Origin of the sequence: Streptomyces sp. A1136 (genome assembly GCF_004795055.1) — a bacterium.
GTDB lineage: Bacteria > Actinomycetota > Actinomycetes > Streptomycetales > Streptomycetaceae > Streptomyces.
The window spans coordinates 226,664-251,148 of the sequence record NZ_SSBJ01000007.1 but is presented as its reverse complement, the minus strand read 5'-3'; the positions used below and the strand labels follow the sequence as shown (position 1 = coordinate 251,148).

Here is a 24,485-nt window from a genome sequence, read left to right as displayed (position 1 = left end):
GCCGCCCGGACTCGGACAGGAGGACGGGAATGCCGCGCATCGCGATCGTCGGCGCCACGGGCGCCGTGGGCAGGGAGTGCCTGGCCCTGCTCGACAGCGGGATCGTGCCGGTGGAGCGGGTGACACCGGTCGGCTCGGCGCGCAGCGTCGGCCGGGACCTGGGGGCCGAGCTCGCCCTGTCCCTGCCCGTGGCCCCGCTGGTCACCGTCGATGACCTCGACCCCCGCGACGTGGACGTCGCCGTCTTCTGCGCGGGTGCGGACGTGAGCCTGCGGGAGGCGGAACGACTGGCCGCGGCCGGAGTGCTCGTCGTCGACAACAGTTCCGCGTTCCGGATGCGGGCGGACGTACCGCTCGTCGTACCGCAGGTCAACCCCGGCGCCCTCGCCGACCGGCCGGTCTCCCACCTGGTGGCGAACCCCAACTGCTCGACCATCCAACTGGTCCGCGCATTGCACCCCCTGCACGAGCTGGCCACGTTGGAAAGCGTCGTGGTGGCGACATACCAGGCGGCGTCGGGAGGCGGTCTGCGCGGGCTGGAGGAACTGGCCGAGGGCTCGCGAAGGGTGCTGGACGACCCCGGGGCGCGGGTCGAGCCGGGCGGCCGGTTCGGTCAGCCGCTGCCCTTCAGCCTCGTGCCCGAGATCGGCCTCCAGGACGACTCCGGGCGCACCCACGAGGAACGCAAGCTCGTCCGGGAGCCGCGCAAGATACTCGGCCTGCCCGGACTGCGGGTCAGCGCCACGGCGGTACGGGTGCCGGTCTTCCACTGCCACTCCGAGGCGGTGCACGTCGTACTGCGCGAGCCGGTCACCGTCGAGGCCGTCGAGAAGGCCCTGACCGCCACCCCGGGGCTCCGCGTCCACACCCGGTCGGACACCCCCTCGTACCCGATGCCGCGCACCGTCTTCGCCCGGCCCGAGGACCGGGCCCTGGTCCACGTGGGTCGGATCAGGGTCGAGCCCGAGGACCCGCGGGCGGTCGCGGTGTGGGTCGTCGCCGACAACCTGTGGGTCGGGGCGGCCCTCAACGCCCTTCAGATCGTCGGACTCGCCATGGAAAACGGGTGGTTGCGGTGACGGATGTCGGCGGCGGCCCGGACCGGGGTCCGCTGGTGGTGAAGTTCGGTGGTTCGGCGTTCGCGGACCTGGGCGGCTATACGCGGGTCGCCCGGTACACGGCCCGGCGGATCGCCGAGGAACAACGGCCGGTCGTCGTGGTGGTGAGCGCGATGTCCGGTACCACGGGCAGGCTCCAGCAGACCCTCGACGTCGTGGCCGACACCCCGCCCCCGCAGGTCTGCGCCATGCTGCTGACCAGCGGCGAGACGGTGAGCGTGGCCCTGCTCACGGCCGCACTCGACGCCGCGGGCGTGCCCGCGCTGCCGCTGTCCGCCGCGGGCACCGGGCTGCTGGGCGAGGGGCCGGCCGACCGGGCGCGGCTGATCCGGGCCGACCCCGAGGTGCCGCTGTCGGCTCTGGCCGACCACCCGGTCGTCGTCGTACCGGGAGGGCAGGCCGTCGACGCGGACGGCGGGACCGTCATGCTCGGCCGCAACAGCTCCGACCTCTCGGCGGCGGCGATGGCCGCGGCGCTGGGCGCCGGCACCTGCGTCCTCTTCTCCGACGTGCCCGGCGTGTGCACCGCGGACCCCTATCTGGTGCCGGCCGCGCGGACACTCCCCGAGATCAGCTACGAGGGCGTGCGGCGCATGTCGCGCCACGGCGCGAAGGTCGTCCACGAGAGCGCCGTGGACTGGGCGGAACGCGGGGACGTGCGGTTGCACTGCCGTCCCTTCCCGTGGACGGCCTCGGACGGGGCCGGGACCGTGGTGGGCCAGGGTACGGAGGCCGCCGCGGTCGTCGCGCACAAGAGCAGCGACGTCTGGCGCTTCCGGTCCGGGCGGGAGCGACGGGCGGCGGCGCGGGGGTTGCTGGCTGAGGGCCTGCGCGGCACGGAATTCGACTCGGCGAGTGGCACCTACCTGGTGGTTCCGGGAGCGGTCCGGGGCGCGGCGCACCACCTCCTCGCCGCGCGGCGCCACGACGACCTGTGCCTGATCACCTCGCTGCGCGCGGACGGCCGGGCCGAACACGTCCTGGTGTCCCGGGCCGACGCCGACGCCGAGGCCCGCCGGTGCCACGCCCTGCTCTACCCGGACCCGGTGACCGTGGCCGGCCCGGCCGCTCCCGCGCGCGCCAAGCGCCGCTCCCCGCACAGCGACGTCCTGTCCGGCCCGCCGCCGGTGCCGGTCCCGGGTGACGGCGCGCGCTGAGCCTCCGCCCGCCGGACCCCGACCCGAACCCGGGCCTCGCGGCGGGCGTGGGGGTGTGGCGGGGGGCGGGGAGCGAGGACAATCGCTCGACGTGACGGATGACGACTCGTACCTGTGGCTTGAGGAAGTCGAGGGCGCGGACGCGCTCGGCTGGGTGGCGGAGCGCAACGCGCAGACGCTCGACGCCCTGGCCCGCGGCCCCGGCTTCGACGCGCTGCGGCGGGAGGTGCTGGAGGTCCTCGACGCCTCCGACCGCATCCCCTACACCGTCCGCCGGGGCGCTTTCCTCTACGACTTCTGGCAGGACGCGGCGCACCCGAAGGGGGTCTGGCGGCGTACGACGCTGGAGCAGTACCGCAAGGACGCCCCCGAATGGGAGCTGCTGCTGGACGTCGACGCCCTCGGCGCGGGCGAGGGCGTCGAGTGGGTGTGGGCCGGGGCGCGGGTGCGCCGCCCGGACTGGGGGCGAGCGCTGGTGAGCCTGTCGCGGGAGGGGTCGGACGCGATCGTCGTCCGGGAATTCGACCTGGGCACGCGGGAGTTCGTGCAGGGCGGCTTCGCGGTGGGGGAGGCGAAGACCAGCATCGACTGGATCGACGCCGACCACGTCTACGTCGGCACCGACACGGGCCCGGGCTCCCTCACCGAAGCCGGCTATCCGCGTACCGTCCGGCGGTGGCGCCGCGGCACCGCCCTGGCCGACGCCGAGGTGGTCTTCGAGGTCGCGACGGGCGACGTGGCGGCCGCCGGCTGGCGGGACCCGACGCCGGGCTTCGAGCGCGACTTCGTCTCCAGGGCCCGGGACTTCTGGCACGACGAACTGTTCCTGCTGGCGGACGACGGCACGCCGCGACGCGTCGACGTACCGGACGACGCGGGCAAGTACGCCTGGAAGCAGTGGCTCGTCGTCACCCCCGAGTCCCCGTGGCTGGGATATCCGGCCGGCTCCCTCCTCGCCTTCGACTTCGAGGCGTTCCTCGCCGGTGACCGCACCGCCTCCGTGCTGTTCGCCCCGGACGGGCGCACGGCGTTGGCCGGGCACAGCTGGACGCGCCACCACCTCGTCCTGGAAACCCTGGTCGACGTCGCGACCCGGATCGAGATCCTCACCCCCGGCCCCGGCCGGGAGTGGGCGCGGCGGCCGCTGGCCGACGTGGCGCCCTTGTCCTCGGCCGGCGTCACCGACACGGACCCCGAGGTCTGCGACGAGTACTTCCTCGACGTCGACTCCTTCCTTCGGCCCTCGACCCTCTACCGGGGCGAGATCGGAGGCCCCACCGAGATCCTCAAGCGGGCCCCGGCCCACTTCGACGCCACCGGGATGGCCGCGCGCCAGTACTTCGCCACCTCGGCGGACGGCACCCGGGTGCCGTACTTCGTCGTCGGGCCCGACACCGCGCACGACGCCGGGTCCGGCCCCCGCCCGGTGCTGCTGTACGGCTACGGGGGCTTCCGGGACCTGCGGACGCCCTCCTACGACCCGGTCACCGGCCGGGCCTGGCTGGCGCGCGGCGGCACCTACGCGGTGGCCAACATCCGCGGCGGCGCCGAGTACGGACCGGCCTGGCACCGCGCCGCCCTCGGCGCGGGCCGGCCGCGCGCCTTCGAGGACTTCGCCGCCGTCGCCCGCGACCTGATCGACCGCGGCCTCACCACCCCCGAGCGGCTCGGGGCCGTCGGCGCCAGTAACGGCGGACTCCTCATGGGAGCCATGCTCACCCGCTACCCGGAGCTGTTCGGCGCGATCGTCGCCAAGGTCCCCCTGCTCGACATGCTCCGCTTCCACAAGCTGCCGGCGGGGGCCTCCTGGACCGGTGAATACGGCGACCCCGACGACGAGGCCGACCGTCCGCACCTGCGGGACATCTCCCCCTACCACCGGCTGACCGCCGGCCGGCCCTATCCGCCGCTGCTCCTGATGACCTCCACCCGCGACGACCGCGTCCACCCCGCCCATGCCCGCAAGACGGCCGCCCGCCTGCGCGAACTCGGCCACCGGGTCCTCTTCTACGAGAACACCGGCGGCGGCCACGGCGGCGCCACCGACAACGCGCAGGCCGCCTTCAACCACGCCCTCGCCCACACCTTCCTCTGGCAGCACCTCGGCTGAGCGCCTCGCCGGCGGGCGGACCCGCGCCGTCTCCGGACCCGTGGTCCGCGCCGCTCCCCCCGGCCCACGGTCATCCACCGTCCACCGGGAGTGTTCTCGTCCGCCGGGGCAGCGGGTGGGGTTTGTCAACCGGGCGTGGTGTGATGGAGGCATGATCACAGAATTTCGGACCCCCGACCTGTCCGCCGTCGAGGAGGCCGTGCGCAAGGCGGCCGCGGTCGAGATCATGCCGAGATTCCGGCAGCTCGCCGAGCACGAGGTCGACGAGAAGAGCGGCCCGCACGACCTGGTCACCGTCGCCGACCGCAGGGCCGAGGAGCACCTGACGGCCTCGTTGACCCGCCTGCTGCCCGGCTCCGCCGTCGTCGGCGAGGAGGCCGTGCACGCCGACCCGACGGTGTACGCGGCGCTGCGCGCCGACGCGCCCGTGTGGATCGTGGACCCCGTCGACGGCACCCGACAGTTCGTGGGCGGCGACCCCGCCTTCTGCACCCTGGTCGCGCTGGCCCATCGCGGGGAGATCCTGGCCTCCTGGACCTACGCCCCGGCGCTGGACGAGTTGGCGACCGCCGTACGCGGGGAGGGGGCGTACGTCAACGGTGAGCGCGTCCACAGCGGTTCCCCGGAGCCCGGCGCCGCGTTGCGGGTCGCGATGGCCCACCCGCTGTACACCTCCGAGGAGGACAAGCGCGCCCTGGCCCGGCTCGACGTACCCGGCGTCACGGCCCGGCCCTGCGGGTCGGCCGGCCTGGAGTACCTCAAGGTGGCCCGCGGCGAGATGGACGGCCTGGCCTTCACCTGGCCCTCGGCGTGGGACCACGCGGCCGGGCTGCTGCTCGTCGCCGAGGCGGGCGGCGCGCAGAGCACCGTCGCCGGGGTGCCCTTCCGGGTGGACCGGGACAACGCGCTGCCGTTCGCCGTGGGCCGCGACGAGGCCACGGCGGTCCGGATCCGCGAGCTGTTGCGCGGCGCATGACCGGCCGGACATGCCGTGTCTTCACATAAAGTGCCGCCTGGACGCACCGCCGCCCCATACGCGGTGCCGCCGCCGGACGAAGGAGTCGTAAGGTGCCCTCCATTCTCGACGCGGTCATCGTGGGGGCGGGCCCCAACGGGTTGACCGCCGCCGTCGAACTGGCCCGGCGCGGGCTGTCCGTGGCCGTCTTCGAGGCAGCCGGGACCGTCGGCGGCGGGGCCCGCACGGAGGAGCTCACGCTCCCCGGCTTCCGGCACGACCCCTGCGCCGCAGTGCACCCGCTGGGCTCCGGCTCGCCGGTGTTCGCGACGATGCCGCTGGGGCGGTACGGGCTGGAGTGGCTGCACGCCCCGCTGCCCATGGCCCATCCGTTCGACGACGGCACGGCGGCGGTGCTGTCCCGCTCGGTCGCCCAGACCGCGGCTTCCTTCGGGCCGCGTGACGCGGGCGCGTACCGCCGTCTGGTGGAGCCGTTCCTCGGCCGATGGGACACCCTGGCCCGGGACTTCATGTCCCTGCCCTCGACCGCGCTGCCCAGGGACCCCGTCACCCTGGCCCGATTCGGGCTCGTCGGGCTGCCGCCCGCCACCTGGCTGCTGCGCCGCTTCGGCGACGACCGGGCCCGCGCCCTGTTCGCCGGTCTCGTGGCCCACGTCATCGCACCGCTGAACGGGATCGGCACCGGCGCCGTGGGTCTGGTCTTCGCCCTCGCCGCGCACGCCAACGGCTGGCCGATGCCGCGCGGCGGCTCGCAGTCGCTCTCGGACGCCCTCGCCGCCTACCTGCGCGACCTCGGGGGCGCCGTGCACACGGACTTCGAGGTCAAGCGCCTGGACGAGCTGCCGCCGGCCCGCGCGTACGTCTTCGACACCTCGCCGACGGCGCTGGCGCGGATCGCGCGCCTGGGGCGCGCCTACGACGGCTACCGCTACGGAGCATCCGTCTTCAAGATCGATTACGCGTTGGACGGCCCGGTGCCCTGGACCTCCGAAGAGGCGCGCCGGGCCGGCACCGTCCAGATCGGCCCGCGCACCAGCGACATCGACGCCGCCCTGCAACTGGCCGCCGGCGGCCGCGCCCCCCGCAACCCCTTCCTGATCACCGCCCAGCCCAGCCTCGTCGATCCGGGCCGGGCGCCCGAGGGCAAGCACGTCTTCTGGGCGTACGGGCACGTACCGGCAGGGTGGGAAGGCGACCTCACCGAGGCCATGGAGCGCAGGTTGGAGCGCTTCGCCCCGGGCTTCCGCGACCTCGTCCTGGCCCGCGCCACCGCCGGCCCCCCGCAACTCGCCGCCCGCAACCCCAACTACGTCGGCGGGGACATCGCCTGCGGCGCCGCCTCCGGGCTCCAGCTCCTGCTCCGCCCGAAGATCACCCTGTCCCCGTACACCACGGCCCACCCGGCGGTGTTCCTGTGCTCCTCCGCGACCCCGCCGGGCCCCGGAGTGCACGGCATGTCCGGTCACAATGCCGCCAAGGCCGTCTGGCGCCACCTGCGGAAGGCACCCCGATGACGCCCCGTATCACCCTCGTCCGAGGAGACATCACCGAGGAGCGGGTGGACGCCGTGGTCAACGCCGCCAACTCCTCGCTGCTCGGCGGCGGGGGAGTGGACGGCGCGATCCACCGGCGCGGCGGACCCGAGATCCTCACCGCCTGCGAGCGGCTGCGCCGCTCCCGCTACGGCAAGGGCCTGCCGACCGGCAGGGCCGTCGCCACCACGGCGGGCCGGCTGCCGGCCGCCCATGTCATCCACACCGTGGGGCCCGTGTACTCGCGCGACGAGGACCGCTCGGAGCTGCTCGCCTCCTGTTACCGGGAGTCCCTGCGGGTCGCCGACGAACTCGGCGCCCGTACGGTCGCCTTCCCGGCCATCTCGACGGGGGTCTACGGCTGGCCGATGGACGACGGCGCCCGGATCGCGGTGGAGACGGTGCGCGCGACGCCGACCTCCGTGGAGGAGGTCCGCTTCGTCCTCTTCGACGACGCCGCCCACGCCGTGTTCGCCTCTGCCCTCGGCTGACGGGACGCCCCGGACCGCCCGGGCTTTTCCGCGCCACTTCCACGGCGGGACCCGGCCGTGCGGCGTGAATTCCCCTTTGGCATATCCCGACCCGGCATGCGTCCGCGCCGGCTTTCGGCGAAAACCGACGAGGCGTGGCCGGATAGAACCCGCAACGGTCAAAGGCGAGTTGGGCGTGTGACATCATGACCGCGTCGTCTGCCCCGGGGATCTTGAAGCACGGGCAGGGGAGGGCAGCCGCCGAGTTCCGCCGGAGGACTGAGGGATGAAGATACCGGGCTCAGGTTCGCCGGCATCCGAGGACAGGCGGCTCAGGCGTCGGCTCAGGAATGTCCGTCGTACGTGTGAGGCGATGTTGGTGGAGTGGGGTATGGAGCACGGCTGCGGAATCGACGAACTCCACCGCTATCTCAGCGAGAGCCGTCGGCGCACCATTCACCTGATTCCGACCTCCTTCCCGGAACGCCATTTGCTGGGCCTGTGGCTGAAATTGGACGACTTCGATGTCGTCGCCTTCGAGAAGTCGGCCTCGCCGGCCCACAAAGAGCACATCATCACCCACGAACTGGCCCACATCGCCTTCGAGCACCGCGGGTCCGTGCCCCTGGACCAGACCGGATCCGGACCGCTCCTGACGAATGTCGATCCCGCCGGCGTACGGGGGTTACTCATGCGCTCCCGCTACAGCGACGACGAGGAGCAGGAGGCGGAGACCATGGCCTCCCTCATCCTGGCCCGGGCCACCAAGCGCTGGGTCGAACCCGCGTGGGCCGTTCCCGACGAGGCCGCCGAGGTCGTCGCCCGCATCGAGCAGGGGCTCGGCAAGGCGGACCCGCAGTGACCGCCGTCTACACGGCCCTCGCCTGGATCTGCGCCTTCGTCGGTCTCGCCGCCTTCGCCTACCGGCTCCCGGACCTGGTGCGCCGCAAGCACGACATCGCACTGTGGGCACTGTGCGTCTACTTCCTGTGCTCCGGCATCAGCTTCCTGGTCGACCTGGACCAACTGCGGCTGCACATCTCCGGGTTCTTCGGCGTCCCCAACATCACCTCGCTGATCACCCAGGTGGCGGTGGTCGTGCTCACCGCCGCCCAGCAAGTGGTCCTCGTCCACTGGTCCTCGCCCCCGGAGCAGGCCCGGCGGATGGCACGCCGGCGGGTCCTGTTCTTCGGCGCCGCGCTCTGCGTCCTCGTGACCTCCTCCTTCGTCGTCGGCCCGGTGGCGCACTCCGACACGGCGACGTCCACGATCCTGCTGAGCATCCACCACGGCGGCTACGCCCTGTACATGTCCTTCTACCTGCTCATCTGCGCCGTGGGACAGGCCGAGACGGTGCGGCTGTCGGTGGGCTTCACCAAGGTCGCCAACCGCCAGTGGCTCGCCGCCGGCATGCGGACCGTCACCGTCGGCGCCACGCTCATCCTGGTCTACTGCGTCACCCGGGGCATCCAGATCGCCGGCACCCGGCTGCACTTCGACGGAGCGGGCCTCGACCCGGTCCAGTGGGCCTGCGGCAGCGTCGGCGCGCTGCTCCAGATCACCGGATGGACCATCCCCGCCTGGGGCATCCGCCTCACCCGCGCCCGGGCCTGGGGTCGCAGCTACCGTGCCTACCGCCGTCTGCGCCCCCTGTGGGCGGCCCTGCACCGGGCCTCCCCGGACATCGCGCTGGACCCGCCCCGCTCCCGGGTGCGGGACCTCCTGCCGCCCATGGACCTGCACTACAGCCTCTACCGGCGCGTGATCGAGATCCGCGACGGGCAGCTGATCCTGCGCACCTCGCTCTCGCTCGCGGACTTCTCCCGGGTCGCCCGCTCGCTCGGTCTCCCCGAAGATCCGACGTCGCCCCTCGGCGAGGCCCTCCAGGTGTGCGCCGCCCTCAGCAGGGCCCCGGAGGAGCGGGCCGAGGAGACGGAGTCCCCGGAGATCCCCGCGCGGCCGCCCTGCGAGGACTTCCGCGACGAGGTGGAATGGCTGACCGAGGTCGCCGCCTCCTTCACCGCCCTCGGCCGCAGCGGCCACCGGCCCGAGGCGTGGGCGGTGACCCGGTGACCGTCGGGGCGCCCGCCACGCGGAGGGCGACGCCCGCCGCGGAGGCGATCCGCGCCGTGGAGCGGCTCGTGACCCTCGATGCCACGCTCGGCGCGCGGGCCGCGGTCCCCGCCGTCCGCGAGGCCGTACGCCGTCACCGGGAACTCACCGCCGAGCCCGAGAGCCTGCGCGGCCACGACAGCGACCGGATCGCGGCGCTGGCCGAGCTGTCCGAGGTCATCGGCTGGATCCTCTTCGACGCGGGCCTGCACCGCCACGCCCACCGGGCCAACGCCCACGCCCTCGCCCTCGCGGAACTCTGCGGCGACCGTTGGACCGCCCGACTGGTGCGGCTGAACCACAGCATGCTCCAGACCCACACCGGGCACCCCCGCGCCGCCCTGGCGACCGCCTCCCGCGTCGCCGGGCCGCGGCCGTTGCCCGCCCGCGTCGGCAGCCTCGTGCTGATCCGCCAGGCCCACGCCACCGCCCTGCTCGGCGCCCACCGCGAGCCCCTGGAACTGATCGCCCGGGCGCAGAGCCGCTTCCTGGACGGCGTGTCCCGCCGCGACCCGCACTGGGCGTGGTGGATCGACCAGGCCGAGCTGACCGGCCACCAGGGGTGGGTCCTGGCCCGGCTGCGCCGGTGGGACCGCGCCCTGCCCCTCCTGCGGCGGGCCGCCACCGCGCCGGGCCCCTCCTACCGCCACCTCTTCGCCGCGGAACTCCTCGCGGCGCAGGCCCGCGCCGGAGCCTGGAGCGAAGCGGAGGACCTCATCACCGACCTCGCGCCCCGCGCCGCCCGCATCGGCTCCGCCCGGACGGTCGAGTCGCTCCACGGGACGGCCCGCCTCCTGCGACGGGCCCCCCGCGTTCCCGCGAGCCTGCGCGACGCGGCGGTGTTCCTGCGCGAGCGCCTCCCGGCCCCGGCGCCCGCGCGCACCCCATGAAACCAACCCCCCACGACCATCACGGACGACCATCACAGACAGGGACCCCATGCGCCCCATTCGGATATCCATGCCCGCGGCCGTCGCCGTACTCACCGCGGCCGTGCTCTTCTACGGCTCGTCAAGCCCGGCGTCGAACGCCGGCTTCCGATCGCCCGCCGCCGCCTCGACGGTGAGCCAGGAGGCGGCCACGGGACGGGGCAGACCGTACGTCTCCACCACCCTCTACTTCGGCACCGGCCGGCACGACGGCAAGCCGCCCATCACCGAGGAGCAGTTCGACAAGTTCATAGCCGACGTCGTCACCCCCCGCTTCCCGGCCGGGCTGACCCTCCAGGAAGGGCGCGGCCAATGGAGGGACAAGGAGGGTGACATCAACCGCGAGAAGTCGTACGAGCTGACGGTGCTCTACCCGGTGACCGAGGCCAGGGCCCGGGACGCCGACATCGAGTACATCCGCGACCTCTACTGCACGACGTGGGAGCTGGAGTCCGTGGGCCGCGCCGACGCGCGGGTCCAGGTCGACTTCTGACCCGCCCCGGTGGACGGCCCCGACCCGGGCCGTCCACCGCACGGCGACCGCAGCGCCCCCCGACGAGCACTCGGCTAGGGTGAACCGGAAGGGAAACAGGCCCCCTCGGGGTGAGGTCGGTGCATTGGACACTTACCGGTTGACGAGCGAGGTACCCGATCAGCCGCCGGGCGTCGTCGGGTACGCGGGCGTACTGCGGGAGCTGCTGCCGATCGCCCTGTGGCGCGAGGACGCCGACGGACGCGTCGTGGAGTGGTCGCTGGCCGCCCGGGACCTGCTCGGCCACCGTCCCGAGGACATCCTCGGCCGTCCCGGCAGCGACCTCCTCGTCCCCGACGCCAACCGCGAACTGGCCGAGGACCTGACCCGCCGCGTCCAGGCCGGCGAGACGGTCGTCGGAACCCTGCCGGTGCGCCACCGCGACGGCCACCGCGTGACGATGGAGATGTGGATCGTGCCCGCGGCGGACCCGAAGGGCCGTCCGGGCGCCATGCTGGTCGCCGTGGAGACGTCCGAGGTCCTCCACATGCGGGACTCCCTCGCCGCCCTCCAGAGCCTGTTCACCCAGTCCCCGATCGGCCTCGCCACCCTCGGCACCGACCTGCGCTTCCTGCGCGTCAACGATGCCCTGGCCCGGATGAACGGCGTGTCCGCCGCCGCCCACCTGGGCAAACGCCTCACCGAGGTGGTCCCCGGCGTCAACGCGGCCGCGCTGGAGGCGACGATGCGGCAGGTGCTGGAGCAGGGCACCGCGGTGGTCGACGTCCGCCGCACCGGCCGCACCCCCTCCGACCCCCACCACGACCGGACCTGGTCCTGCTCCTACGCCCCGCTGCTCGACCCGAGCGGCCGCCCCCTCGGCGTGATCGCCTCCCTCATCGACATCACCGAGGGCCAGCGGGCGCAGCAGGAGGCCGAGCGGGCCCGCAGGCGCTTCGCCCTGCTCGCCGAGGCCGGCACCCGCATCGGGACGACGCTGGACCTCGACCAGACCGCCCGGGAAACCGTCGACCTGCTGGTGCCGCAACTCGCCGACTCCGCCGACGTACAGCTCCTCGAAGCAGTCCTCGGCCCCGACGACGCCGCGTTCTCCAACCGCGGGGTGCTGCGCAGGCTCGCCGTCACCTTCCCCGACCCCACCGCGCCGACGGCCGCCCTCGCACCCGGCCAGACCTTCCGCATCCCCGCCGGGACCGTATACGAACGGGTCATCGCCGAAGGCCGGCCCATCAACCTGTACGCCACCGACGTCCCGGCGCTGATCACCGACGCGCGCGCCGAACCGCTGCGCCGGTACCTGGCCGGGCTCGGGTCGGCCCGGCTGGTCCCGCTCGTCGCGCGCGGCACCGTCCTCGGCGCGGTCACCGTGACCCGGCTGCGCGAGCGCGAGCCCTTCGACGAACAGGACTGCGTCCTGGTCGACGAGCTGGTGGCCCGAGCGGCACTCAACATCGACAACGCCCGCATGTACACCTCCCAGCGGCGGGCGGCCCTCACCCTCCAGCGCAGCCTCACCAACAGCGCCCTGCCGGTGGTCACCGGCCTCGAACTGACCGGCCGTTACCGCCCCGCCAGCGCGCACGACGTCGGCGGCGACTGGTTCGACGTCATCCAGTTGCCCCGGGGTAGGACCGGACTGGTCATCGGTGACGTGATGGGCCACGGCATCCACGCGGCGGCCGTCATGGGTCAGCTCCGCACGGCCGTGCGCACCCTCGCACGCCACGACGTGCCGCCCGAGCGGATGCTGCGCTCGCTGGACGCCGCGGTGGCGGACCTCGGCGAGGACGAGATGGCGACCTGCGTGTACGCCGTGCACGACCCGGCGGCCGGCGGCTGCGTGATCGCCCGTGCCGGGCACCCGCCGCCCGCCGTGGTCGGCGCCACGGGCACGGTGACGTTCCTGGACGGACCGCCCGGGACCCCGCTCGGGGCGGGCGGCACGGACTTCCGGACCGAGGAGGTGCCGCTGCCGCCCGGCAGCCTCCTGGCGCTCTACACCGACGGGCTGATCGAGACCCGCGACCGGGACCTGGACCAGGGACTCGGACGGCTGGCGCGGGCCCTGGCGCAGCCCGGTATGCCGCTGGAGCAGCTGTGCGACGAGGTGCTCGAACGGCTCCTGCCGAGCGCGCCGCAGGACGACGTGGCGGTCCTCCTGGCCCGCACGGTGGCCTCGTAGGGCCCGGCGGTCGGCCCCTCCCGGCGGTCGGGGCCGCGCCGGCCGGGGGTGTCCGGGGCGCGTGTCGCCGGGCCCGGTCGCCCCGCCCGTCACCAGGCGAGGCCCTCCAGCTCGTCCAGGTCCAGGGTGAGCGCCGCCAGCGGCTCCGCGCTGCCGCCCGTCAGCGGCAGCTCCGCCCAGATGACCTTCCCCCGCTCGGTGTAACGGGTGCCCCACCGTTCGGCGTACTGCGCGACCAGGAACAGGCCGCGACCGCCCTCGTCCGTGGAGGCCGCGTACCGCAGGTGCGGGGAGGTGCTGCTGCCGTCGGACACCTCGCAGATCAGGCTGCGGTCGCGCAACAGCCGCACCCGGATGGGCTCGGAGCCGTACCGGATGGCGTTGGTGACCAGCTCGCTGAGGATCAGCTCCGCGGTGAACGCGATCTCCTCCAGCCCCCAGGCCTGGAGCTGCGCCGAACCGGCGTTGCGCACCCGCGAGACGGCCACCGGGTCGTCCGGCACCTCCCATTCCGCGATCCGGTCCGCGTCCAGCAGCCGGGTGTCGGCGACCAGCAGGGCGATGTCGTCGCTGGGCGAGGGGAACAGCAGCGCCGCCAACACGTCCGCACACGCCTGCTCCGGGGTGCGCCCGGTGGCCGACAGCGCCCCCTCGAGCAGCTCCAGTCCGGTGTCGAAGTCGCGGTCGCGGTCCTCCAGCAACCCGTCCGTGAACAGGGCGAGCCGGCTGCCCTCCGGCAGCCGCAGCTCGGCCGTCTCGAAAGGCATCCCGCCCACGCCCAGCGGCAGCCCTGTCGGCAGTTCGGGGAACTCCACCCGGCCGTCCGGGTGGACGAGCGCGGGGCCGGGATGCCCCGCGCTCGCCACCGAGCAGCGGCCGGAGACCGGGTCGTAGACGGCGTACAGGCAGGTCGCGCCGGTGACGCCGGCCGGATCGTCGCCCCCGTCCCCGGACTCCCCGGCGGAGCCGGTCTCGTCCCGGTCGATCCGGTCGATCAGCTCGTCCAGGTGCCCCAGCAACTCGTCGGGCGGCAGGTCCAGCGTCGAGAAGTTGTGCACGGCGGTGCGCAGCCGGCCCATCGTCGCCGCGGCGTGCACCCCGTGCCCGACCACGTCGCCGACCACCAGCGCCACCCGGGCGCCCGGCAACGGGATCACGTCGAACCAGTCGCCACCCACCCCCGCCTGCGCGGGCAGGTAGCGGAACGCGACGTCCACCGCGCTCAGCTCCGGCAACACCCGGGGCAGCAGGCTGCGCTGGAGCGTCACCGCCGTGGCGTGCTCGCGGGTGAAACGGCGGGCGTTGTCGATCGAGACGGCCGCGCGCGCCCCCAACTCCTCGGCGAAGGACAGGTCCTCCTCGTCGAAGGCGTCCGGGGTGTCGGCCCGCCAGAAGTTGGCCATGCCCAGCACCACGCCGCGCGCCTGCAACGGCACCGAGATCAGCGAGTGCAGCCCGTACTCCAGCGCCAGCCGGGTGCCCTCGGAGTCCTGGGCCCGCCAGCCGAAGGCGGTGTTCAGATCCGCCGCCAGCACCGCCCGTCCGGCGGCCAGGGCCGCGGCCATCGGGGCGGTCGGCACCACGAACCGGATGATCTCGCCGACCGGCTGCAACGGCTGGTCGGAGCGGACCCCGCTCATCGCCGCCCGGCGCATCTCGGTGTACACGCCCGACAGCGTCGAGGGTTCCTCGCCGTGCAGCACCGGTTCCAGCAGCTCGACGGTGACGAAGTCCGCGAACCGCGGAACGGCCACCTCCGACAGCTCCTCGGCCGTGCGCACCACGTCCAGGGTGGTACCGATCCGCACCCCCGCGTCGTACAGCAGCTGGAGCCGCCCGCGGGCCACGTCGGCGCGGCCGGAGAGCGCGGCCAGCTCGGTGGAGTCGCGCAGCGTCATGACGCTGCCGGACGGCATGCCCCGGTACGGCTTGGTGGGCCGCACGTTGACGGCGAGGAGGCGGTCCCCCGAGAGGTGGACCTCGTCCGTGACGGTCCGTCCGGAGACGAGCAGGTCCGCCGTCCGGGGGTCCAGACCGAGGTCGGTGACGTGCCGCTGTTCGGCGTCCGGGGGCAGGTTCAGCAGCCGCCGAGCCTCGTCGTTGGCCAGGACCAGCCGGTGGTCCGCGCCGATGATCAGCACGCCCTCGCGCACGGCGTGCAGGACCGCTTCGTGGTGCTCGTTCATCCGGGTCATCTCGGCTTCGCCCAGGCCCCGGGTCTGACGCCGCAGCCTGCGGCTGACCAGTGCCGCGCCGCCGGTGCCCAACAGCAGGGCGCCCGCCGCCGCGCCGAGGAGCAGGGGCAACTGCTTGCCGACCACCTCCCCGACGTTCGCGATCTCGATGCCGGTGGACACCAGTCCCACGACGGCCCCCGAGGAGTCCCGTACGGGGACCACCGCGCGCACCGCGTCGCTGGGGGCGCCCTTGAATGCCTCGGTGAACGCCTCCCCGTGCTGCGCGCGCGAGAGGTCACCGGTCGCGCGCTTGCCGATGAGATCGGGCCGGGCGTCGGTGTAGCGGACGCCGTCCTTGCTCAGCACGGCGATGAAGTCGATCCCGGAGGCGCGTCGGGCGGCGTCGGCCAAGGGTTGGAGCTCGGCCGACGGGTCTGGCGAGCGCAGCGCGGCGGTCAGGCCGGGAGCATGGGCGAAGGCCTCGGCGGCCGCGAGCGAACGGTTGCGGGCGTCGCGGTCGCTGTCGTACCGGGACTGGAACACCAGGGCCAGCGTGGCCGCCGTGATCAGCACCAGCACGATCACGGCCTGTAGCAGGAACACCTGGCCCGCGACGCTCCCGGGAAAGTGCGCGAAGCGCGCGAGCAGGCCCGAGGGGCGGCCCGCCGGCGGCGATCCCCTGGGTCGACCCGAACGTCCGGTCATGAGCCATTTCTAACACTGTCGCGATGATTTGGGATGGCGGCCGCCGCCGCACGGTAGGCGCGCGGACTCTGCCCGACGTGGGCGGTGAAGTGCTGGCGGAAGGTGACCTCGCTCGCGAACCCGGCCCGGCGGGCCACCTCGGGGACCGGATGGTCCGTGCGCTCCAGCAGTCGACGGGCCGCGTCGAGGCGGTGGCCGAGCAGCCACTTGTGCGGGGTGGTGCCCGTCGCGGCGGCGAAGTGCCGGGCGAAGGAGCGCGGCGACATCCCCGCCCAGCCGGCCAGGGTGGCCACGTCCAGCGGTTCGTGCAGCCGCCGCAGCGCCCGCTCCCGTACGGCTGCCAGCGCCTCCGCGGTGCGGTCGGCGGCCGGGGTGGGCCGGTCGAGGTACTGGGCGTGGTCCCCGGTGCGGAAGGGGCCCGTCACCATGGAGCGGGCGACCGCGGCGGCGACCTCCGCGCCGTGGGCCTCGCGCACCAGGTGCAGGCACAGGTCGATGCCGGAGGCCACTCCGGCGGAGGTCCAGATACCTCCGTCCTCCACGTACAGCGGTGCCTCCTCCACCAGGGTGCCGGGGTAGCGGGCGGCCAGCCGCGGGGCCAGCCACCAGTGCGTCACCGCGCGGCGGCCCTCCAGCAGCCCCGCCTCGGCCAGGACGAACGCCCCGGCGCACAGCGCGGCCACCGGCACGCCCCGGGCGTGCGCCTCCCGCAAGGCGGCCAGGACCGGCCCGGGGCTCGGGTCGTCGGGCTCCGCGAGCGCCGGTACGACGACCAGGTCGGCCTCGGCGAGCCAGTCGAGGCCCCGGTCGGGGGTGAGCGTGATCCCGCCGGGAAGGGCCACCGGATCGGGCGTCGACGCGCAACGGCGCAGTTCGAAGGGCGGGACCCCGGAGCGGCTGCGGTCGGGACCCCAGACCTCGGTGATGACGGCGAGGTCGAAGGCCCTGATGCCGGGCTGGATGACGATCGCGACGCGCTGCATGCCCCGATCGTCGCAGAGTCCGTGCCCATGGCTGCCAACCTGGCAGGATCTCATCGGTTCGGGGCGCCGCCGGCCCTGTCGGCGCGGGGCCGGCGCGGACACGATGGAGCCATGACGACGAACGAGATCGAGATCGCCCCGAACAGCGCCCTGCTGGTCATCGACGTGCAGAAGGGCTTCGACGACGAGGCCTTCTGGGGGCCGCGCAACAACCCGGCCGCCGAGGCGAACACGGCCGCCCTGATGGACGCCTGGCAGCGGTCCGGGCGCCCGGTGGTGCTGGTCCGGCACGCCTCCTCGCGAAGCGGCTCCGTCCTCGCCCCCGACCAGCCCGGCCACGCGTTCAAGGACTTCGTCGAGGAGCGCCGCGAGGCGGCCGCGCTACACATCACGAAGACGGTGAACTCGTCCTTCTACGGCACCCCCGACCTGGCCGAATGGCTCACCGCCCGGGGCATCGGACAGCTGGTGCTCGCCGGCATCCAGACCAACATGTGCGTCGAGACCACCGCCCGGATGGCGGGGAACCTCGGCTACGACGTCCTCGTCCCCCTGGACGCCACCCACACCTTCGACCTCGCGGGCCCGGCCGGCACCCGCCTGAGCGCCGACGAGCTGGCGACGGCCACCGCCGTCAACCTCCACGGCGGCGGCTTCGCCCGCGTCGTCACCACGGCGCAGGTCCTCGCGGCGGCCCGGGACCGGCTCACCGCGTAGTCCGACTCATCGCGGGGTCCGACTCACGGCGTGATCCGTCACCGCGTGTCGGTCACCGCGCCGTCCGGCTCACCGCGTGGTCCGTCACCGCGCCGTCCAGCTCACCGCGTAGTACCGCAAGCGCCCGTCCCGGCGCACGCACTGCATCCCCGCGGCGGCCATCACCCGCTGGGACGCGGTGTTCGTCAGGTCGGTATCGCCGTCCACGCCGCGCGCCCCGTGGCGCCGGGCGTGCTCCAGGAGCCCGCGCAAGGCCTCCGCGGCGTAGCCCAGCCCCCGCGCGGCCGGGACCAGGCCATAGCCGACGGTGACCCGGCCACGGGCGTCCGCGGGGCCGTGGAAGCCGGCCCCGCCGATGGTCACCCCGTCGGGTCGGAGCAGGATCTCGTACGCCCCGAACGGCCCGGGATCGCCGTGTTCGGCGAGCACCCGCAGGAACCTCTCGGCGCCTGCCCGGTCCCCGGCGTCCGGATACCCGGGCCCCCAGCGGTCCGCCGGGCCGGGACGGCCGGCGAGGACGCGACGGGCCCCGGCCCGGTCGAGGGGGCGCAGCAGCAGGCGGGGGGTCGGGATCGGATCGGTGCTCACTTCCTCCATGAGCCCTGCCTACCAGTGACGACCGCCGTGGCGCGCCCCGATTTCCCTCGCCCCGGAAACGCGGGAGGGCCGGCTCCGGTCGGGAACCGGCCCTCTGTCGCGTCCGGAAGGTCAGAGCACGTCGGCCGCGATCTCGGCCGCCACCTGCTCCAGCAGCGGACCGGCGTTCGCGATGCACTTGGCGGGGTCCGGCTCGATCTCCGTCAGCGGGTACGCCCGCCGGATGCCGGCCGCGCTCAACGCCTCCTGCTTCAGCAGCAGCCGCCCGCAGACCGCCACGACCTCCTTGCCGGCCGCCCGGGCCGCGGCGGCGACACCCGCCGGGGCCTTGCCGTGCAGGGTCTGCTCGTCCAGTGAACCCTCGCCGGTGATGACCAGTGTGGCGCGCTCCAGCGCCGGGGCGAAGCCCAGCACCTCCAGCATCAGCTCGATACCGGGACGGAACGTCGCCCCGAGCAGCAGTGCCCCGTAGCCGATGCCGCCCGCGCCACCGGCACCCGGAAGCACCGCGCACTCGGCGGCCTTGGCGCCGATCGCCTTCTCCAGCACCACCGCGAAGTGCGCCAGCGCCGCGTCCAGCGTCGCCACGTCCTCGGGGGTGGCCCCCTTCTGCGGGCCGTACACCGCCGGGGCGCCCTTCGGGCCCGTCAGCGGGTTGTCCACATCGCTCGCCAACACGAGGTCGACGTCCGCGAAGCGGGGGTCGATGCCGGACAGGTCCGCCGACGCCAGGGAGGCGAGCGCCCCGCCGCCCGGGCCGACCGGTTCGCCGTTCGCGTCCAGGAACACCGCGCCGAGGGCCGCGAGCATGCCCGCGCCGCCGTCCGTGGTGGCGCTGCCGCCCACGCCGAAGACGATCGACCGCGCGCCCGCGTCCAAGGCGGCCTTGAGCAGCTCGCCGGAGCCGTACGTGGTCGCCGTCAGCGGGGCGAAGACTCCCCGGGGGAGCAACTGGAGCCCGGAGGCCTCCGCCATCTCGACCACGGCGGTTCCGTCGCGCAGCGCGAAAGCGGCCGTGACCTGGTCGCCGAGGGGTCCGGTGACCCGCACCTCACGGCGTTCGAAACCGGCCGCCACGGCGGCCGCGACCGTACCGTCGCCGCCGTCCGCGACGGGGAGGGTCTCGATCTCCACGCCCGGTACGGCCTTGCGAAGGCCTGCCGTCACCCGCTCCGCGACCTGTACGGCCGTGAGCGAGCCCTTGAATTTGTCCGCGGCGATGAGTACGCGCGCGGCCTCAGTTACTGCTCCGTCCGTCACCTTTGCTGATCCCTTGCTATCGAACAGTGCAGTCGCGCCCCCATGAGCCTATCCGGAGGATCCTCCTATGCCCATGGGTGGCCTGGGTCACACACGGCGCGCGTGCCGCCAAAGGGGGACATAACCCTGCATAGTGTGGCCGCCTGGACGCGGATTCACGGCAGGGACACGTCCGTGCCGCCGCGGCGACGGTCGACGGGTGCGACGGCGCCGGCCCGCCGCGGGGGTGGTCAGCGGATCGGGGCTTGACCGGGCACGACCCGCGTGGGAAGGCCTGGGTAGGGTGGCGGACGTGACGACCACGGATGACTACGCCACCTACATCGCGAGCCTGCCCCGGGTGCTGGCCGGTGCGGCCGCCCTCTTCCGGGACGCCGAGGGCCGGGTGCTCCTCGTCGAGCCCAACTACCGTGAGGGCTGGGCCCTGCCGGGCGGCACCGTCGAGTCCGACCGGAACGAGTCGCCCCGGACCGCCGCCCGACGCGAGAGCGCCGAGGAGATCGGCATCGACAAGCCGCTCGGCCGGCTCCTCGCCGTCGACTGGAGCGTGGGCGTGGGCCGTCCCCCTCTGGTCGCGTACCTCTACGACGGCGGTGTGCTCGACGCCGAACAGCTCGCCTCGGTCAGGCTCCAGGAAGAGGAGCTGCTCTCCTGGAAGATGGTCGCGCCCGAGGACCTGCCGACGTACCTCCTCGCGTCGCTCGCCCGCCGGGTCCAAGAGGCTTACCGGGTGCTGGAGTCGGGGGCGAGCGCCGTCGAGCTGGAGAACGGCCGCCGTCCGGCGGAGGCGTAACGCCCGTTGTACGAGGCCTACTTCGACCAGGACAGAATGCAGCACATGATCACGATGTATGCCTGGCCGAGTACGGCCGACGGGCCGGACGCCCTTCCCATGGTCCACTTCACCACCGACGAGCAGGCCGGGGGCGAGGTCACGCCCGAGGGCGCGCCGGTCTGGCTGTTCGACGGCGCGATACGCGACGGCGGCTGGGCCGAGTTCGCCGACTTCGAGGCCTGGTCGGTCCCGGCCACCGACTGGCAGGCCTTCTACCGCCGAGAGGACGACCTGCTCGCCGTCACCGGCCCCGGCAGCTGCGAGGGCTGGTACCAGGGCAAGCTCGGCGCCGACGCGCAGTGGGTCGCGGCGGCGGCCGAGCAGCGCAGCGTGGTCCTGCTCGCCGCGCCCGTCCAGCACCCCTCCCTGTACGGCTACGCGGTCGAGGCGGGCGCCGGCTTCGCCCTGCTGGTCCCGCTCGCGGTCGTCTAGCGGGCGGGGGCGGGCGCCACCGGCAGGGACCGCTCGCCGGCCTCGAAGGCCAGCAGCCGGACCTTGCGGTCGAGGCCGCCGCCGTAGCCGGTCATGGCGCCCGAGGCTCCGATCACGCGGTGGCAGGGCACGATGATGCCGACCGGGTTCTTGCCGTTGGCCAGGCCCACGGCCCGCGAGGCCCCGGGCTTGCCGAGCCGCGCGGCCAGTTCACCGTAGGACCAGGTACGTCCGTAGGGGATGCGGACGAGTTGTTCCCACACGCTGCGCTGGAAGGCCGTGCCCTCCAGCCGGACGGGGACGGTGAACTCGGTGAGCTCGCCGGCGAAGTACGCGTTCAGCTGTCGCACCACTTCGGGGAAGGGTTCCTCGGCCGGTGAGACCCGTTCGCCGAAGGACTCCTCCTGCGGGCGGTGCCGCTGGCCGACCATGTAGAGGCCGCTGAGGACAGCGTCCGTGGCGACGAGGGTGAGGGGGCCGTAGGGGCTGTCGACGACGGTGTGCTGCTTGCTGCTGCTGTTCATGACTGGTCGCGCTCCTCAGACGGGCAAGTGGTTGATCGGGTGGCTGTCGGTGGCCCACAGGTACTGGACGGCGTACGCGCGCCAGGGCCGCCAGCCCGCCGCCCGCGCGGTGAGCGCGGCGGGCGTGGAGGGCAACCCCAGCCCGGCCGCGGCGCGCCGGACCCCCAGGTCGGAGGGGAGGAACGCGTCCGGGTCGCCGAGGGCCCGCATCGCGATGACCTCGGTCGTCCACGGACCGAAGCCGGGCAGCGCTCCCAGCCGCGCGCGGGCCGCCTCCCAGTCGCTGTCGACACCCAGGGGGAGCGAGCCGTCCACGAGGCCCGAGACCAGGGTGGCGAGGGTCGCGCGACGGCTGCGCGGCAGGGCGAGCGACCGCGGGTCCAGCGCGGCCAAGGCCTGCGGGGACGGGAACAGGTGGGTGAGCCCGCCCTCGGGGTCGGGGTCCGCCACCGGCTCGCCGTGCGCGGTGACCAACCGGGCCGCGTGGGTACGGGCCGCGGCGGTGGACACCTGCTGCCCGAGCACGGCCCGTACGGCGAACTCGGCCGCGTCGACGGTACGGGGAACCCGGCGCCCCGGCGCCTTGTCGACGAGCGGGGCCAACAGGGGGTCCGAGCGGAGCTGCTCGTCGACGGCCTCGGGATCGGCGTCGAGGTCCAGCATCCAACGGCAACGGCTGATGGCGATCGTGAGGTCCCGCAGGTCCGTCAGGGCCAGCTGACAGGCGATGTGGTCCGGTCGCGGGGCGAGCGCGACCACGCCGGTGCCGTACGGGAGCCGCAGGGTCCGGCGGTACGCGCCGCCGCGCCACTCCTCGACGCCGGGGACCGCGGTCGCGGCCAGGTGGCCGAAGAGGTTGTCGGGATTGAGGGGCGCCCGGAAGGGGAGCCGCAGGCTGATCGTGCCGGGGATGCGCGGCTGGTCGAGGTGGGCCTTGGCGGAGCGGGTGCGCAGCTCGCTCGGGGAGAGGGCGAAGACCTCGCGGACGGTGTCGTTGAAGGCCCGGATGGAGGCGAACCCGGCGGCGAAGGCGACGTCGCCCATGGGGAGGGCGGAGGTCTCGATGAGCAGCCGGGCGGTCTGGGCGCGCTGCGCCCTGGCGAGGGCGAGGGGCCCGGCGCCGAGCTCGGCGTTGAGCTGCCGCTCGACCTGGCGCGTGGAGTAGCCGAGCCGGGCGGCCAGCCCCGGTACGCCCTCGCGGTCGACCACGCCGTCCTGGATGAGCCGCATGGCCCGGGCGACCGCGTCGGCGCGGGCGTTCCACTCGGGGGAGCCGGGGCTGGTGTCCGGCCGACACCGCTTGCAGGCCCGGTACCCGGCCTGCTGGCAGGCGGCGGCGCTGGGCAGGAAGGTCATGTTCTCGACCTTGGGCGGCACGGCGGGGCAGCTCGGCCGGCAGTAGATCCCGGTGGTCCGGACGGCGGTGAAGAACCAGCCGTCGAAGCGGGCGTCCTTCGACTGCACGGCCCTCACGCAGCGGTCGGTGTCGGTGTACATGGCTCCAGCATCCCGGCCGGTCCCGTGCGGGGCTGGCGGTTTTCCGACATCAAGCGTAGCCGTCCCGGGCGATCGGACGTGGGGAAACGGGAGGGCCCCCGGTCGCCGGAGCGATCGGGGGCCCTTGCCCTGGAAAATCAGCGGACAGCGCTACGGCAGCTGCGCCGCCCGCGCCTCCCGGCGGTTGTGCCGGAACGTGTTCGCGCGACGGGTCGTCGCGAACAGCGGGATCGTCGCCGCCAGGGCGATCTGCAGCGCGCAGCCGGTCTGGAGCAGGAGCTGACCACCCGGGGCGTCGAACGCCCAGGCCGCCAGCAAGCCCATCGCTCCGACGATCCAGCTCAGCATCGCCACCGCGAGGACTCCCCGCGGCTTGGGATACTCGACGCGGCTCACCATCAGCCACGCCACCCCGATGATCGCCAGGAGCGTCGGGATGAAGGGCAACCCCAGCAGCACGACGGACACGACCGTCAGGGCTCCGAAGGGGCTCGGCATGCCCTGGAACATGCCGTCCTTCATCGTCACGCAGCTGAATCTCGCCAGGCGCAGGACGACGGCGAGGAGGACCACGATCGCCGCCAGTGCCGACATCTTCTGGTGCGCGTCGTCCGCGACCATGCCGTACACCAGCACGAAGTACGCCGGCGCCAGACCGAAGCTGATCAGGTCCGACAGGTTGTCCAGCTCCGCGCCCATCGGCGAGCTGCGCAGCTTGCGGGCCACGATGCCGTCGAAGAGGTCGAAGACCGCCGCGAGCAGCATCAGTATCACCGCCGTCGCCGCGCTGTGCCGGGCCATGCCCGACTCGCCGCTTCCGGTCAGGTGCGGGATGAGGATCCCGGTGGTGGTGAAGTACACCGCCATGAATCCGCAGGTCGCGTTACCGAGGGTGAGGGTGTCCGCTATCGACAGCCGCAGGGAGAGCGGCATGTCTTCCGCGTCCGCGTCCTCGTCCTTCGCCTCGGGTACCCAGCCTGTGGCAGGGGTCTCAGGGTCAGTCACGGTCAATTCGGGTCACCCCCGCGGTGGTGGCCTGACCGACCTCGACCGCGACCTCGACGCCCTCGGGGAGGTAGATGTCGACGCGCGAGCCGAAGCGGATCAGACCGATGCGTTCGCCCTGCTCCACCTTGGTGCCGGCCGGCAGGTAGGGGACGATGCGACGCGCCACGGCACCGGCGATCTGCACCATCTCGATGTCGCCGAGCTCGGTGTCGAAGTGCCAGACGACGCGCTCGTTGTTCTCGCTCTCCTTGTTGAACGCCGGGACGAACCCGCCGGGGATGTGCTCCACGGACGTCACCGTGCCGGCCAGGGGCGCACGGTTGACGTGGACGTTCAGGGGGCTCATGAAGATCGCGACGCGCGTGCGCCCGTCCTTCCACGGCATGATGCTCTGCACCACGCCGTCGGCGGGCGAGATGACGCGGCCCTGGGCGATTTCGCGCTCGGGGTCGCGGAAGAACCACAGCATGCCCGCCGCGAGAGCGGTGGCGGGCACGGCCGCCGCGGCCCAGCGTCCGGACTTGCGGGCCCGGGTGAGGCTGAGCGCCGCGGTGGCGACGGTCGGCAGGAGCCACGGCGATGCTCCGCGCGCGAGGCGTCCACCGAGGAGGCCGACGCGAGGTGCAGAGGTTTGGCTGTGGGGCATGGATGACCTTCGTAGCGGGTGATGC

At 73.8% G+C, this 24,485-nt stretch carries 22 protein-coding genes; 14 read left to right on the top strand and 8 right to left on the bottom strand.

Annotated features, from left to right (window positions below):
• The first annotated feature begins 29 nt into the window (after positions 1-29).
• The 11 genes from E6R62_RS09710 to E6R62_RS09660 all read left to right on the top strand — a co-directional run bounded on the left by E6R62_RS09710 (position 30) and on the right by E6R62_RS09660 (position 13,079).
• Positions 30-1,079: an aspartate-semialdehyde dehydrogenase gene (locus E6R62_RS09710; protein ID WP_136212921.1), complete on the top strand. Its 1,050-nt coding sequence runs from the start codon at positions 30-32 to the stop codon at positions 1,077-1,079.
• Positions 1,076-2,275 carry an aspartate kinase gene (locus E6R62_RS09705; RefSeq protein WP_168714009.1) on the top strand — a complete coding sequence of 400 codons (1,200 nt, stop codon included), beginning with the start codon at positions 1,076-1,078 and terminating at the stop codon, positions 2,273-2,275. Before E6R62_RS09710 ends, E6R62_RS09705 begins: the two co-directional genes overlap by 4 nt.
• 91 nt (positions 2,276-2,366) lie before the next feature.
• Positions 2,367-4,385 carry a prolyl oligopeptidase family protein gene (locus E6R62_RS09700; protein ID WP_136212919.1) on the top strand — a complete coding sequence of 673 codons (2,019 nt, stop codon included), beginning with the start codon at positions 2,367-2,369 and terminating at the stop codon, positions 4,383-4,385.
• A 151-nt stretch (positions 4,386-4,536) separates the two neighbouring features.
• Positions 4,537-5,361 carry an inositol monophosphatase gene (locus E6R62_RS09695; RefSeq protein WP_136212918.1) on the top strand — a complete coding sequence of 275 codons (825 nt, stop codon included), beginning with the start codon at positions 4,537-4,539 and terminating at the stop codon, positions 5,359-5,361.
• A 92-nt stretch (positions 5,362-5,453) separates the two neighbouring features.
• Positions 5,454-6,875, top strand: coding sequence for an NAD(P)/FAD-dependent oxidoreductase (locus E6R62_RS09690; protein WP_136212917.1), 1,422 nt, complete (start codon positions 5,454-5,456; stop codon positions 6,873-6,875).
• Positions 6,872-7,384 carry an O-acetyl-ADP-ribose deacetylase gene (locus tag E6R62_RS09685; protein WP_136212916.1) on the top strand — a complete coding sequence of 171 codons (513 nt, stop codon included), beginning with the start codon at positions 6,872-6,874 and terminating at the stop codon, positions 7,382-7,384. Before E6R62_RS09690 ends, E6R62_RS09685 begins: the two co-directional genes overlap by 4 nt.
• A 370-nt stretch (positions 7,385-7,754) precedes the next feature.
• Positions 7,755-8,225, top strand: coding sequence for a hypothetical protein (locus E6R62_RS09680; protein ID WP_136212915.1), 471 nt, complete (start codon positions 7,755-7,757; stop codon positions 8,223-8,225).
• The gene (locus E6R62_RS09675; RefSeq protein ID WP_136212914.1) at positions 8,222-9,436 is read left to right on the top strand and encodes an MAB_1171c family putative transporter; all 1,215 of its coding nucleotides are present in this window, start codon (positions 8,222-8,224) and stop codon (positions 9,434-9,436) included. The genes E6R62_RS09680 and E6R62_RS09675 overlap by 4 nt, the downstream gene beginning before the upstream one ends.
• A 68-nt stretch (positions 9,437-9,504) precedes the next feature.
• Entirely contained in the window at positions 9,505-10,365 is an 861-nt protein-coding gene (locus E6R62_RS09670) for a DNA-binding protein (RefSeq protein ID WP_240801566.1), read from the top strand.
• Positions 10,366-10,414: 49 nt separating this feature from the next.
• Entirely contained in the window at positions 10,415-10,897 is a 483-nt protein-coding gene (locus E6R62_RS09665) for a DUF3574 domain-containing protein (protein WP_240801565.1), read from the top strand.
• A 124-nt stretch (positions 10,898-11,021) separates the two neighbouring features.
• Positions 11,022-13,079, top strand: a complete 2,058-nt coding sequence (locus tag E6R62_RS09660) for a SpoIIE family protein phosphatase (protein ID WP_136212913.1) — start codon at positions 11,022-11,024, stop codon at positions 13,077-13,079.
• A gap of 89 nt (positions 13,080-13,168) precedes the next feature.
• Here E6R62_RS09660 and E6R62_RS09655 read toward each other — a convergent pair whose 3' ends face one another.
• Both E6R62_RS09655 and E6R62_RS09650 read right to left on the bottom strand, forming a co-directional pair.
• The gene (locus E6R62_RS09655; protein ID WP_136212912.1) at positions 13,169-15,961 is read right to left on the bottom strand and encodes a SpoIIE family protein phosphatase; all 2,793 of its coding nucleotides are present in this window, start codon (positions 15,959-15,961) and stop codon (positions 13,169-13,171) included.
• Complete coding sequence (locus E6R62_RS09650; RefSeq protein WP_136212911.1) at positions 15,958-16,944, bottom strand: GlxA family transcriptional regulator; 987 nt, start codon at positions 16,942-16,944, stop codon at positions 15,958-15,960. Before E6R62_RS09650 ends, E6R62_RS09655 begins: the two co-directional genes overlap by 4 nt.
• Before the next feature lie 111 nt (positions 16,945-17,055).
• Here E6R62_RS09650 and E6R62_RS09645 point away from each other — a divergent pair, with 111 nt between their 5' ends.
• Positions 17,056-17,661 carry a cysteine hydrolase family protein gene (locus E6R62_RS09645; protein ID WP_136212910.1) on the top strand — a complete coding sequence of 202 codons (606 nt, stop codon included), beginning with the start codon at positions 17,056-17,058 and terminating at the stop codon, positions 17,659-17,661.
• Positions 17,662-17,745: 84 nt separating this feature from the next.
• Here E6R62_RS09645 and E6R62_RS09640 read toward each other — a convergent pair whose 3' ends face one another.
• Together E6R62_RS09640 and E6R62_RS09635 are read right to left on the bottom strand one after the other, a co-directional pair.
• Positions 17,746-18,258, bottom strand: a complete 513-nt coding sequence (locus E6R62_RS09640; protein ID WP_136212909.1) for a GNAT family N-acetyltransferase — start codon at positions 18,256-18,258, stop codon at positions 17,746-17,748.
• A gap of 111 nt (positions 18,259-18,369) precedes the next feature.
• Complete coding sequence (locus tag E6R62_RS09635; RefSeq protein ID WP_136212908.1) at positions 18,370-19,518, bottom strand: glycerate kinase; 1,149 nt, start codon at positions 19,516-19,518, stop codon at positions 18,370-18,372.
• Between the two features lie 292 nt (positions 19,519-19,810).
• Between E6R62_RS09635 and E6R62_RS09630 the strand changes: the two genes are divergently transcribed.
• Together E6R62_RS09630 and E6R62_RS09625 are read left to right on the top strand one after the other, a co-directional pair.
• The gene (locus E6R62_RS09630) at positions 19,811-20,311 is read left to right on the top strand and encodes an NUDIX hydrolase (RefSeq protein ID WP_136212907.1); all 501 of its coding nucleotides are present in this window, start codon (positions 19,811-19,813) and stop codon (positions 20,309-20,311) included.
• A gap of 45 nt (positions 20,312-20,356) precedes the next feature.
• Positions 20,357-20,785 (top strand): hypothetical protein, encoded by a 429-nt coding sequence (locus E6R62_RS09625; protein WP_136212906.1) that lies wholly within the window; start codon positions 20,357-20,359, stop codon positions 20,783-20,785.
• Here the strand turns inward: E6R62_RS09625 and E6R62_RS09620 are convergent.
• The 4 genes from E6R62_RS09620 to E6R62_RS09605 all read right to left on the bottom strand — a co-directional run bounded on the left by E6R62_RS09620 (position 20,782) and on the right by E6R62_RS09605 (position 24,460).
• Entirely contained in the window at positions 20,782-21,309 is a 528-nt protein-coding gene (locus E6R62_RS09620) for a methylated-DNA--[protein]-cysteine S-methyltransferase (protein WP_136212905.1), read from the bottom strand. The two genes, E6R62_RS09625 and E6R62_RS09620, sit on opposite strands and share 4 nt — an antisense overlap.
• 15 nt (positions 21,310-21,324) lie before the next feature.
• The gene (locus E6R62_RS09615; RefSeq protein ID WP_136212904.1) at positions 21,325-22,806 is read right to left on the bottom strand and encodes an AlkA N-terminal domain-containing protein; all 1,482 of its coding nucleotides are present in this window, start codon (positions 22,804-22,806) and stop codon (positions 21,325-21,327) included.
• A 150-nt stretch (positions 22,807-22,956) separates the two neighbouring features.
• Positions 22,957-23,739: a CDP-diacylglycerol--serine O-phosphatidyltransferase gene (pssA, locus tag E6R62_RS09610; protein ID WP_240801575.1), complete on the bottom strand. Its 783-nt coding sequence runs from the start codon at positions 23,737-23,739 to the stop codon at positions 22,957-22,959.
• Between the two features lie 64 nt (positions 23,740-23,803).
• A complete protein-coding gene (locus tag E6R62_RS09605) occupies positions 23,804-24,460 on the bottom strand; it encodes a phosphatidylserine decarboxylase (RefSeq protein WP_136212902.1) in 657 nt (218 codons plus the stop codon).
• Between the last annotated feature and the right edge of the window lie 25 nt (positions 24,461-24,485).

Bases quoted from the DNA above. Each gene is read 5' to 3' on its own strand.
- E6R62_RS09605 (WP_136212902.1), bottom strand. From the start codon at position 24,460: ATGCCCCACAGCCAAACCTCTGCACCTCGCGTCGGCCTCCTCGGTGGA.
- E6R62_RS09655 (WP_136212912.1), bottom strand. From the start codon at position 15,961: ATGACCGGACGTTCGGGTCGACCCAGGGGATCGCCGCCGGCGGGCCGC.
- E6R62_RS09650 (WP_136212911.1), bottom strand. From the start codon at position 16,944: ATGCAGCGCGTCGCGATCGTCATCCAGCCCGGCATCAGGGCCTTCGAC.
- E6R62_RS09665 (WP_240801565.1), top strand. From the start codon at position 10,415: ATGCGCCCCATTCGGATATCCATGCCCGCGGCCGTCGCCGTACTCACC.
- E6R62_RS09645 (WP_136212910.1), top strand. From the start codon at position 17,056: ATGACGACGAACGAGATCGAGATCGCCCCGAACAGCGCCCTGCTGGTC.
- E6R62_RS09710 (WP_136212921.1), top strand. From the start codon at position 30: ATGCCGCGCATCGCGATCGTCGGCGCCACGGGCGCCGTGGGCAGGGAG.
- pssA (WP_240801575.1), bottom strand. From the start codon at position 23,739: ATGCCGCTCTCCCTGCGGCTGTCGATAGCGGACACCCTCACCCTCGGT.
- E6R62_RS09640 (WP_136212909.1), bottom strand. From the start codon at position 18,258: ATGGAGGAAGTGAGCACCGATCCGATCCCGACCCCCCGCCTGCTGCTG.
- E6R62_RS09625 (WP_136212906.1), top strand. From the start codon at position 20,357: ATGATCACGATGTATGCCTGGCCGAGTACGGCCGACGGGCCGGACGCC.
- E6R62_RS09680 (WP_136212915.1), top strand. From the start codon at position 7,755: ATGGAGCACGGCTGCGGAATCGACGAACTCCACCGCTATCTCAGCGAG.
- E6R62_RS09615 (WP_136212904.1), bottom strand. From the start codon at position 22,806: ATGTACACCGACACCGACCGCTGCGTGAGGGCCGTGCAGTCGAAGGAC.
- E6R62_RS09620 (WP_136212905.1), bottom strand. From the start codon at position 21,309: ATGAACAGCAGCAGCAAGCAGCACACCGTCGTCGACAGCCCCTACGGC.
- E6R62_RS09695 (WP_136212918.1), top strand. From the start codon at position 4,537: ATGATCACAGAATTTCGGACCCCCGACCTGTCCGCCGTCGAGGAGGCC.
- E6R62_RS09685 (WP_136212916.1), top strand. From the start codon at position 6,872: ATGACGCCCCGTATCACCCTCGTCCGAGGAGACATCACCGAGGAGCGG.